The organism is Salipiger abyssi, assembly GCF_017311415.1.
GTDB classification, from domain to species: Bacteria; Pseudomonadota; Alphaproteobacteria; order Rhodobacterales; family Rhodobacteraceae; genus Salipiger; species Salipiger abyssi_A.
Window position 1 is genome coordinate 53,413 of record NZ_JAEKIS010000014.1, and the last position, 10,251, is coordinate 63,663.

Consider the following 10,251-nt stretch of genomic DNA (forward strand, 5'->3'; position numbering starts at 1 on the left):
CGGATCCGGGCCGCCCGGCGCCTCGGCAACCGGCATGGCCTCCGTGGTTTCTGCATCCGCTCGGTCATAAAATTACAAAATACACCTTAGTCGTTGTTGCATTGTTGCGCGGCGATCTTTATTTCACCTTGTTGAAGCCCAGCGATTCTGCGCTGCGGCGCGAGGCATTCGCACAACAGGACCAGCACTGGTCACATCAGGAAGGAGGCCCCGATGGCTTTGGACACGCAAACCGGGATCGCGCCTTACGAGGCGCCGGAGAAAGACCTCTACGAGATCGGCGAGATGCCGCCCCTCGGCTACGTACCGAAGAAGATGTATGCTTGGGCGATCCGCCGCGAGCGCCACGGCGAGCCGGACAAGAGCTTCCAGAAGGAAGTTGTCGACACCTGGCAGATCGACAGCCACGAGGTTCTCGTGCTCGTGATGGCGGCGGGCGTGAACTATAATGGCGTCTGGGCCGGTCTGGGCGTGCCGATCTCGCCCTTCGACGTGCACAAGCAGGAGTATCACATCGCCGGCTCCGATGCCTCGGGCATCGTCTGGGCGGTGGGTGACAAGGTGAAGACCTGGAAGGTCGGCGACGAGGTCGTGATCCATTGCAACCAAGACGATGGCGACGACGAGGAGTGCAACGGCGGCGACCCGATGTTCTCGCCCACGCAGCGGATCTGGGGCTACGAGACCGGCGACGGCTCTTTCGCGCAGTTCGCCCGTGTGCAGGCGCAGCAGCTCATGCCGCGCCCCAAGCACCTGACCTGGGAGGAGAGCGCCTGCTACACGCTGACGCTGGCCACCGCCTACCGGATGCTCTTCGGTCACCATCCGCATGAGCTCAAGCCCGGGCAGAACGTGCTGGTCTGGGGCGCCTCGGGCGGGCTCGGCTCCTATGCGATCCAGCTCATCAACACCGCCGGCGCCAATGCGATCGGGGTGATCTCGGAAGAGGACAAGCGCGATTTCGTGCTTGGGTTGGGCGCCAAGGGCGTGATCAACCGGAAGGACTTCAAGTGCTGGGGGCAGCTGCCCACGGTCAACACGCCGGAATACAATGAGTGGATGAAAGAGGCCCGCAAGTTCGGCAAGGCGATCTGGGACATCACCGGCAAGGGCGTGAATGTCGACATGGTGTTCGAGCACCCGGGTGAGGCGACGTTCCCGGTCTCCACGCTGGTCTGCAAGAAGGGCGGCATGGTGGTGATCTGCGCCGGCACCACCGGGTTCAACTGCACCTTCGACGTGCGCTACATGTGGATGCACCAGAAGCGCCTTCAGGGCTCGCATTTCGCGCATCTCAAGCAGGCGGCATCCGCCAACCGGCTTATGGTCGAGCGGCGGCTCGATCCCTGCATGTCGGAGGTGTTCGAGTGGGAGCAAATCCCCGATGCGCATATGAAAATGCTCCGGAACCAGCACAAGCCCGGCAACATGTCGGTGCTGGTGCAGGCGCCCAAAACCGGGCTGCGCACCTTTGAAGAGGCGTTGACCGCGCGGCGCTAACCGGGCCGCCACAGAGCCGCCACAATCAAGCCGCGAATCGGCCCGCCGGTTCGCGGTTTTTTGTGTCGAAATCAGGGCACGGTAAATCGCATCAATGGCTTCCACATTTTTGCCTCACTATTTCTGGGGAGTTGGAATCCGTGAATGTTGGCGCGCGTTGGGCAGGTCTAGAGTGGATTTACTGATTGTTAATAATCTGCGGGAAGGCTTATGATGCGACATGATTGGATCATCGACGTATTGACCGACCTGAAGACGTTTGCGCGCGCCAACTCCATGGACGCGCTGGCCGAGCAGTTGGATGAAGCTCAGCTCGTCGCACAGATCGAGATTGCGTCGAGCGCCGAAGGGAATGAACTTGGGCTTTGCGGCGGAAATGCCCGAAACAGGCGGGCTTCTGGAACGGCTTGAAGAAGCGCAGCGGCTGGACGATCTCCAGACCGCAATCGAAGACCTGAGAGACCGCTACAGAGTTGATCATCTTGTCTATCATTGGGTCAGCGCCAACGGAACGCAATATGGCTGCGGCACCTACGATCCGGTCTGGGTGCAGCGCTATCTCGAGAAGGGGTATCTGCGCATCGATCCGGTGGTCATCGGCTGCTACCAGCACTTCCACCCGGTCGACTGGAAGCGCCTCGACTGGTCGTCGAAAGCGGCCCGCGCGTTCCAGAAGGATGCCATCGCGCATGGCGTAGGGAATCAGGGCTACTCGATTCCCATCCGGGGTCCGAACGGCCAATTTGCCGTCTTCAGCGTCAGTCACAACTGTGATGACGAAGATTGGGAAGAATTCACTGAGACCAATCGTCGCGACCTTATTTTGGTCGCACATTACTTCAATCAGAAGGCGCTGGAGCTCGAACCAGGCCGTACGCCAGAGCCCGCGCAGCCGCTGAGTCCGCGCGAAGTCGAGGCGATGACGCTGCTTGCGGTCGGCTATAGTCGTGCGCAAGTTGCTGAAACTCTTAGTATTTCTGAACATACGCTGCGCGTGTACATCGAAAGCGCCCGCTACAAGCTGGGCGCGATGAACACGACGCATGCGGTTGCAAGGGCTTTGTCGCGAGGCCTCATCGTCGTCTGAACGCCGCCACGAAATCGGGCATTTTTGTGGCAGAAGATTGTTTCAGGCGTGACCGAATTGCGGCTAAATTTTGCAACCTTAGCGAAAGTCGAGCAGCTTTCACTCCATCGGACCAAAAAGGAGTGAAGCTATGATCCGTTTTATCTACGCAGACCAACTGAATGCCTTCCCGCTGCTCAAGCGCACCATGTTCCTGGATCGCGCCGATCAGTTCAAAACCCGGCTCGGCTGGGACGTGCATGTCGATGCCAATGGCGAGGAGCGTGACGAGTACGATGCGCTCAACCCGCTCTATGTCATCTGGGAACGTCCCGACGGCACCCATGGCGGCTCCATGCGGCTGCTGCCCACCGTCGGGCGCTGCATGGTCAACGAGCACTTCCTGCACCTCACCGACGGCGTGCGCATCCAGAGCCCGATCATCTGGGAATGCACCCGCTTCTGCCTGGCGCGCGAGACCGATCCCGGCACCGCCGCCGCGCTGATGCTCGCCGGTGGCGAGGTCATGCAGGGCTTTGGCGTCGAGCATTACGTCGGGGTCTTCGATGCCCGCATGGTGCGCATCTACAAGCGTATCGGCTCTTCGCCCGAGGTGCTCGGCAGCGAAGGCGAGGGGCGCGAGCGCATCAGCGTCGGCCTGTGGGAGTTCAACCCCGAAGCCCAGGCCCGGGTCGCGCAGAGCGCCGGCATCCCGCCGATGCAGTCGCGCGCCTGGTTCGATGCCTCCTTCGGGGCCATGCCGCAAAAGGTCTCTGCTGCGGCGGCATAACGTCAGATGTGGCGGGGGCACGGCCCCCGCCCATATCGCTCGGGCAGGGGCATTGCGCGCTGGCGTCCCCCTGCCCGGAGCATTAGGGTCCGCCGCATGGATCTGCCCGCCCTCACATTTTCCGAAGATCAGGCCGAAGCCTGGGACCGCGTCTCGGCGATGTTGCGCGATGCGGGTGTCGATCTCGACGAGGGGCTCTGCCTGCCCGCCAAGGAGGGCAAGGGGCAGGTCATGGCGCTGATGGGCAAGGCCGGCTCGGGCAAGACGCTGCTGCTTTCGGAGCTCTGCAAGGCGCTCGACGCCGCCGGAGCTGAGATCGTCACGGGCGATTACGAAAGTCGCAAGCGCAAGGAAAAGCGCAATTTCGCGGTGCTGGCGCCGACCAACAAGGCCGCGAGCGTGCTGCGGCTGCGCGGTGTGCCGGCGACCACGATCCACCGCATCCTCTACACTCCGGTCTATGACCCCGAATATGAGCGCATCGCCGAATGGCTGATGGGCAACGACGAAAAGCCTGAGATTGAGGCGCTGACCGAAGAAGCGATGGACCGCGCCTTCGCCGCTTATCAGACCCACAAATCCGTGCCCGCGGCGCTTGCCGCCGCCGGCCTGCGCGGCAGCGATTTCATCACCGGCTGGAAACGCCGCGAGGAGCCGCTCGATATCGGTTTTGTCGATGAAGCCTCGATGCTCGATGATCGCCAGTTCGAGGATTTGCAGGAGATCTTCCCCAATCTCGTGCTGTTCGGCGATCCGGCGCAGCTCGCCCCGGTGAACCAGTCCGGCAAGATGGTGTTCGACGGTGTGAAGGACAGTCAGAAGCTCGAACTGCACCGCATCCACCGGCAGGAGGCCGACAATCCGATCCTCGATCTGGCGCATGCGCTGGCCGATCCCTCGCTGGAGTTCCAGGATTTCGAGCGCATGGTCGAGGACAAGGCCCGGCAGGACGACCGCGTGGTCTGGGGGCAGCGGGTCGAGGTCGATCTCATGGCGCGCTCTCCGGTGCTGGTCTGGCGCAACGCCACGCGCATCCGGCTGATCAACGCCTTCCGCGCCGTGCATGACGCCCCCGAGACCGAGCTGCTGCCCGGCGAGCCGCTCATCTGCGACGGCATCGAGCTGCCGCTGAAACATCGCAAGAAACGTCTGGATCTGGAGGCGCGCGGCCTGATCAAGGGCGCGCAGGTGATCTATCTCGGCCCGGGCCGCAAGCCGGGCTTTTCGCGGCTGCATGTGATGGGCGCGCCCGATCCGCAGGTCTCGGCGGCCTCCATCGTGAAAATCGAGAAACCCGACGAGGAAGAGCCCTTCATTCCCTTCGCCGCCCGCATGGGCGCGGCCTTCCTGCATGGCGCGGCGGTGACGATCCACAAGGCGCAGGGCTCGCAATGGGAGGCGGTGCAGGTCTTTGCGCCGGATCTGTTTGTCGCGGCGCGGATGGGGCGGATGGAGGCCGGCCAGCCGCTCTGGAAACGGCTCGCCTATGTGGCGATCACCCGCGCGTCCGAGCGTCTGCACTGGGTGGTACGCAACCGTCTGGCGCGTCCGACCGGGCCGCTGCGCGTCGACGACCTCAAGGCACCGGCGGCACCGCTGGAACTGGAACAGGAAGAACCTGGACTGATATGAGTGATTTCAACGAACCGCCGAGCCCCTTTTCGCGGCATCTGGGCTACGATCTGACTGACTGGCGCGAGGGCTATGCGCGCTATGAGATGCCGATCGTCGAGGCGATCGGCAACCGACAGGGGCTGCCGCATGGCGGGGTGCATGCGACGCTGCTCGACTCGGCCATGGGGCTCTCGGGCTGCTGGACGGGCGATCCGGACCGCCGCATCATGGCGCTGACCCTGTCGCTGAATGTGCAGTATATCGGCCGGCCTGCGGGCACGCGCTTGATATGCGAAGGGCGCAAGACCGGCGGCGGGCGCAGCACCTTCTTTGCCGAGGCGACGCTCACCGACGACACGGGCGTGCTGCTGGCAAAGGGCACGGGTGTGTTTCGGTATCGTTGATGAAATGGTGGGTTGGAAACCCACCCTACAGCACGACGATGCCGCTATGCTTGGCCTTGTGTTCGGGTTCCACATGGATGGTCACGCGGCTGCCTTCGAAGGCGCTGTGCAGCGCCGCCTCGATCCGGTCGCAGATCTCATGTGCTGCCTCGACGGTCATCCCGCCCGGAACCACCAGGTGAAACTCGACGAAGAGCGCCCGCCCGGCGCGGCGTGAGCGCAGATCATGTGCCTCGACGGCGCCCTCGGCATTGGCCGAGATCAGCGCGCGCATCTGCTCGATCTCGTCTTCCGGCGCGGCCTCGTCCATCAGCCCGCCGACCGAACCGCGCACCACCTGCCAGCCCGACCAGAGGATATTGAGCGCCACCAGCGCCGCAAGCGCCGGGTCGAGCCACCACCAACCGGTCAACACCGCCAGTACCACGCCGGCGGTCACGCCGACCGAGGAGACGACATCGGTCAGCAGATGCCGCCCGTCCGCTTCCAGCGCCGGCGAACGCAGCTCGCGCCCCGCGCGCAGCAGCACCCAGCACCAGACCCCGTTCAGTACGCTGGCGGTCAGGTTGACGCCAAGCCCGAGCCAGGGCGCGGAGATCACACGAGGGTTTTCCCAGGCGTTCCAGGCCTCGCGCAGGATCAGGATGGCGGCGACGACGATCAGCACGCCTTCGAGCACTGCGCTGAAATATTCCGCCTTGTGATGGCCATAGGGATGATCGGCATCGGCGGGCTGGGCCGCGATGCGCAGCGCGATCAGTGCGGCAAGCGCGGTGGCGACATTTACGATGCTTTCCAGCGCGTCGGAGAGCAGCGCGACAGAGCCCGTCAGCCACCAGGCCAGCGCCTTTATCGCGAGAACCGCGAGCCCCACGGCAACGCTGCCATAGGCGATGTTCATGGCACGGCTCATGCGCCTCTCTCCGCGTTTGCGGGCCTGATAGCGAAGCGCCCGGGCCAGTGCAACCGATGCGGTTGCCGGCCGGAGCAGGCCCGCCGCCGAGGGCGGGCCCGGCATAGATCACTTTTTCAGCGAGTCCCGGATCTCGATCAGGATGTCGAGTTCGGAGGGGCCGGTCGGCACCTCGGGGGCGACATCGTCGGGCTTTTCCGCTGCTGACTTGATCCGGTTTACGGTCTTGACGAGCATGAAGACGACAAATGCGATGATCAGGAAATTGATGATCGCCATGATGAAGCTTCCGATGGCAAAGACCGGTGCGCCGGCCTCTTTCGCGGCGTCGAGCGAGGCGTATTCGCCGCCGTCCAGCGCATAGAACCAGCCCGAGAAATCGATGCCGCCGGTAAAGAGCGCGATGATGGGGTTGATGATGTCGCCGACCAGCGAAGTGACGATGGCGGTAAAGGCCGCGCCCACGATGATGCCGACGGCCATGTCCATGACATTGCCCTTGGCGATAAAGTCTCTGAATTCCTGGATCATTCCATCTGTCCCACTATTATGAAATCGCGAGCGCGGTTTGCGCTTGCCCCGACCTTGTGCAAGGTATCACGAAAATCCCATGACACAGCAGGCCGTTCAACCGAAAGGGAAAATCGCGGCCGTCCTCTCCTCCTCCGATATGACATGGACCCGTTATGACCGATTTGTCCGCATTTCCGATCACCAAACGCTGGCCGGCCGCACATCCCGACCGCATCCAGCTCTACTCCTTTCCCACCCCCAATGGCGTAAAAGTCTCGACCGCGCTCGAAGAGATGGGGCTCGATTATGAGCCGCATAAGGTGAGCCTCGCCGATGTCGACGTGAAGGGCGCGGAATTCACCTCGCTCAACCCCAACGGCAAGATCCCCGCGATCATCGACCCGAACGGGCCGGGCGGAGCGCCTCTAGGGCTTTTCGAAAGCGGCGCGATCCTGGTCTATCTGGCCGAAAAGACCGGCAATTTCATCGGCGAGTCGGCGCGCGAGCGCTATGAGATCCTGCAATGGGTGATGTTCCAGATGGGCGGGCCGGGGCCGATGTTCGGCCAGCTCGGTTTCTTCTGGAAATTCGCCGGCGCCAAGGTCGAGGATCCGCTCCCGCGCGAGCGTTATATCGGCGAGACGCGGCGGCTGCTGGGCGTGATCGAAACCGCGCTCGAGGGGCGCGACTGGATCGCGGGCGCCTATTCAATCGCCGATATGGCGCTGGGGCCGTGGCTCAACGCCTTCGATTTCTACGATGCCAAGGAGGCGGTCGGCTGGGAGGAGCATCCGCGCTGCGTCGCCTATCTCGACCGCTTCCTCGCCCGACCTGCGGTGCAGGCGGCGCTGAACATCCCGCCGCGCGACTGAGCGGCGTTGCAATGTCCGCCGGGGGCAGGACGCCTCCGGTGGGAGTATTTTGCGAAAGATGAAGGCCGGGGGCATCTGCTGCTTTCATCTTTCCGGCAAATACTCGGGGGAGCGCGCCCCGGCGCGCGAGGGGCAACGCCCCACTTTGGAGCGATGTCAGCCGGGCAGGGTGCCGGTCAGCACGTAGCGGAAGATCTCCACGACCTCCTCGGGCTCGCGCGCCACGGCGAGGGCGGCGGCGTCGACCTCCTTCAGCGCGTGATCGTGCTCCGGCGGTTGCAGGATGATCAGCGATTTCCCCAGCGCGGCGGCATAGCCCGCGTCGAAGGCGGCGTTCCACTGCTTGTATTTGTCGCCGAAGCGCACCACCACCACATCGGCATCGGCGATGCCTTTACGGGTACGGATGGCGTTTATCTGCGCGCCCTTGCGGTCGTGCCAGAACTTGTTCTCCTCTGCGCCGAGGATCGCGACGCCGCAATCGTCGCTGGCGGCGTGATCGGTCACTGGCGCGGAAAAGGTCAGATCGAGCCCCTGCGCGCCCTCGATGATCCGGTCGCGCCAGTCGGTGTGGATTTCTCCGGACAGATAGACATTGAGCCCCATGGGCGGCCTCCCTCGTTGCGTTTCCCATGAGGTATGCGACCCGGTCGCGGAAACAAGGTATCGCGGCGCGCATCGCGCAGCGAAGACTCCCATTGCGCGAGCGGAGCGGCTAGACTTCGCGTCATTGATTTTACCGAAGGAGATTTCCCGATGGCCAAATTGCCCGTGATGAGCGCGGCGGAACTGATCCGCGATGCCTATGCCAATGATCTAGGCGACCGCGTGCATACCGCCATAGATATTCGCGGCGTCCAGGCGTTTTACCTCAAGGACGGCACGCTGGTGATCCCCGGCACCAACGAGCTGTCGGACTGGTTCGATTTCAACTTGCAATTCGGCGGCAGACCGATGGACGGTCACGGGTTCGAGGTGGTTCCGGGCGACAGCGGCACGCTCTGGCATGGCGGGTTTCTCGAACACGCCCAGATCGTCTACACCTTTGCCAAGGGGTTGCGGCCGAAATTCATCGTTGGCCACAGTCTGGGCGCGGCATCGGCGCAGATCGTCGGGGCCTCGCTCTCGACGCCCACCATTGCCTTTGCCTCGCCGAAAACCTGCAAGTCGCGCGGGCGCATGGCGGGCGAGGGCTGGGTGCTGAATATCTGCCGCATCGACGATACGGTCTGCCACGCGCCGCCGGCTTTCCTGGGCTTCCGAAATGTCGGCAGCCTTTACTGGCTGACCCCGGACGAGGCGAACCCGGGCGAGGATCACAAGATCGGCAACTACATGGACCTACTGAAGCTCAAACGCGTGCAAGAGCGGGTGCCCGCAGCCTGGCCGGCCTGAGCAAAGGCGGTTTCACGCTGATTTGCGCGGTCCTGCCCCTTTCGCGCAGGTAAAAGCGGTCCTATAAGGGCCCCGGCTTGGGCTCGGGGAGAGTCGCAGGCCCATCCTAGTATTCGGGGCAGGACGCAGCATGTTTGGACTGGACAGACTCATGGGCGCCTTTTCGGCGGACATGGCCATCGACCTTGGGACCGCGAACACGCTGGTCTATGTCAAGGGACGGGGGGTGATCCTGTCTGAACCGTCGGTCGTCGCCTATCACGTCAAGGACGGCGTGAAAAAGGTGCTGGCCGTGGGCGAGGACGCCAAGCTGATGCTGGGCCGGACGCCGGGCAGCATCGAGGCCATCCGCCCGATGCGCGAAGGTGTGATTGCCGATTTCGACACCGCCGAGGAGATGATCAAGCACTTCATCCGCAAGGTGCACAAGCGCTCGACCTTCTCGAAACCCAAGATCATCGTCTGCGTGCCGCATGGCGCCACGCCCGTGGAAAAACGTGCGATCCGCCAGTCGGTGCTGAGCGCCGGGGCGCGCAAGGCAGGGCTCATCGCCGAGCCCATCGCAGCCGCCATCGGCGCGGGCATGCCGATCACCGATCCCACCGGCAACATGGTGGTGGATATCGGCGGCGGCACCACCGAGGTGGCGGTTTTGTCGCTGGGCGACATCGTCTATGCGCGCTCGATCCGCGTCGGCGGCGACCGCATGGACGAGGCCATCGTCAACTATCTGCGCCGCCAGCAGAACCTGCTGGTGGGCGAATCCACCGCCGAACGTATCAAGACCTCCATCGGCACTGCCCGGATGCCCGACGACGGGCGCGGCAGCTCGATGCAGATCCGCGGGCGTGACCTGCTGAACGGCGTTCCCAAGGAAACCGAGATCAGTCAGGCACAGGTCGCCGAGGCGCTCTCCGAACCGGTGCAGCAGATCTGCGAGGCGGTGATGACCGCGCTCGAAGCCACGCCGCCGGATCTTGCCGCCGACATCGTCGACCGGGGCGTGATGCTCACCGGAGGCGGCGCGCTGCTGGGCGATCTCGATCTGGCGCTGCGCGAGCAGACCGGGCTTGCCGTGTCGATTGCCGACGAGAGCCTCAACTGCGTGGCGCTCGGCACCGGCAAGGCGCTGGAATATGAAAAGCAGCTGCGCCACGCCATCGACTACGATTCGTGATCCGCGT

General features: G+C 63.7%; 12 protein-coding genes. 9 read left to right on the top strand and 3 right to left on the bottom strand.

Features of this window, described 5'->3' with window-relative positions:
- Positions 1–213: 213 nt before the first annotated feature.
- The 6 genes from ccrA (at position 214) to I6N89_RS17935 (ending at position 5,374) form a co-directional block, all read left to right on the top strand.
- Positions 214–1,500: a crotonyl-CoA carboxylase/reductase gene (gene ccrA / locus I6N89_RS17910; protein WP_207019886.1), complete on the top strand. Its 1,287-nt coding sequence runs from the start codon at positions 214–216 to the stop codon at positions 1,498–1,500.
- 210 nt (positions 1,501–1,710) lie between these two features.
- Positions 1,711–1,911, top strand: coding sequence for a hypothetical protein (locus I6N89_RS17915; RefSeq protein WP_236016710.1), 201 nt, complete (start codon positions 1,711–1,713; stop codon positions 1,909–1,911).
- Positions 1,853–2,587 (top strand): helix-turn-helix transcriptional regulator, encoded by a 735-nt coding sequence (locus tag I6N89_RS17920; protein ID WP_207019887.1) that lies wholly within the window; start codon positions 1,853–1,855, stop codon positions 2,585–2,587. Before I6N89_RS17915 ends, I6N89_RS17920 begins: the two co-directional genes overlap by 59 nt.
- Before the next feature lie 130 nt (positions 2,588–2,717).
- A complete protein-coding gene (locus I6N89_RS17925; protein ID WP_207019888.1) occupies positions 2,718–3,356 on the top strand; it encodes an acyl-homoserine-lactone synthase in 639 nt (212 codons plus the stop codon).
- Positions 3,357–3,452: 96 nt separating this feature from the next.
- Entirely contained in the window at positions 3,453–4,988 is a 1,536-nt protein-coding gene (locus tag I6N89_RS17930) for an ATP-dependent DNA helicase (protein ID WP_207019889.1), read from the top strand.
- Positions 4,985–5,374, top strand: a complete 390-nt coding sequence (locus I6N89_RS17935; protein WP_207019890.1) for a PaaI family thioesterase — start codon at positions 4,985–4,987, stop codon at positions 5,372–5,374. The genes I6N89_RS17930 and I6N89_RS17935 overlap by 4 nt, the downstream gene beginning before the upstream one ends.
- 25 nt (positions 5,375–5,399) lie before the next feature.
- On the opposite strand, the gene I6N89_RS17940 is transcribed toward I6N89_RS17935, so the two are convergent.
- On the bottom strand, positions 5,400–6,287 hold the full coding sequence (locus I6N89_RS17940; RefSeq protein WP_207019891.1) for a cation diffusion facilitator family transporter: 888 nt from the start codon (positions 6,285–6,287) through the stop codon (positions 5,400–5,402).
- Positions 6,288–6,395: 108 nt separating this feature from the next.
- Entirely contained in the window at positions 6,396–6,818 is a 423-nt protein-coding gene (gene mscL, locus I6N89_RS17945) for a large conductance mechanosensitive channel protein MscL (RefSeq protein ID WP_207019892.1), read from the bottom strand.
- A 155-nt stretch (positions 6,819–6,973) separates the two neighbouring features.
- Between mscL and I6N89_RS17950 the strand changes: the two genes are divergently transcribed.
- Positions 6,974–7,672: a glutathione S-transferase family protein gene (locus I6N89_RS17950; RefSeq protein WP_207019893.1), complete on the top strand. Its 699-nt coding sequence runs from the start codon at positions 6,974–6,976 to the stop codon at positions 7,670–7,672.
- 156 nt (positions 7,673–7,828) lie between these two features.
- On the opposite strand, the gene I6N89_RS17955 is transcribed toward I6N89_RS17950, so the two are convergent.
- Complete coding sequence (locus I6N89_RS17955; protein ID WP_207019894.1) at positions 7,829–8,278, bottom strand: YtoQ family protein; 450 nt, start codon at positions 8,276–8,278, stop codon at positions 7,829–7,831.
- Positions 8,279–8,428: 150 nt separating this feature from the next.
- On the opposite strand from I6N89_RS17955, the gene I6N89_RS17960 reads away from it, so the two are divergent.
- Positions 8,429–9,067 carry a hypothetical protein gene (locus tag I6N89_RS17960; RefSeq protein WP_207019895.1) on the top strand — a complete coding sequence of 213 codons (639 nt, stop codon included), beginning with the start codon at positions 8,429–8,431 and terminating at the stop codon, positions 9,065–9,067.
- Positions 9,068–9,197: 130 nt separating this feature from the next.
- Positions 9,198–10,244, top strand: coding sequence for a rod shape-determining protein (locus I6N89_RS17965; RefSeq protein WP_207019896.1), 1,047 nt, complete (start codon positions 9,198–9,200; stop codon positions 10,242–10,244).
- Positions 10,245–10,251: the final 7 nt, after the last annotated feature.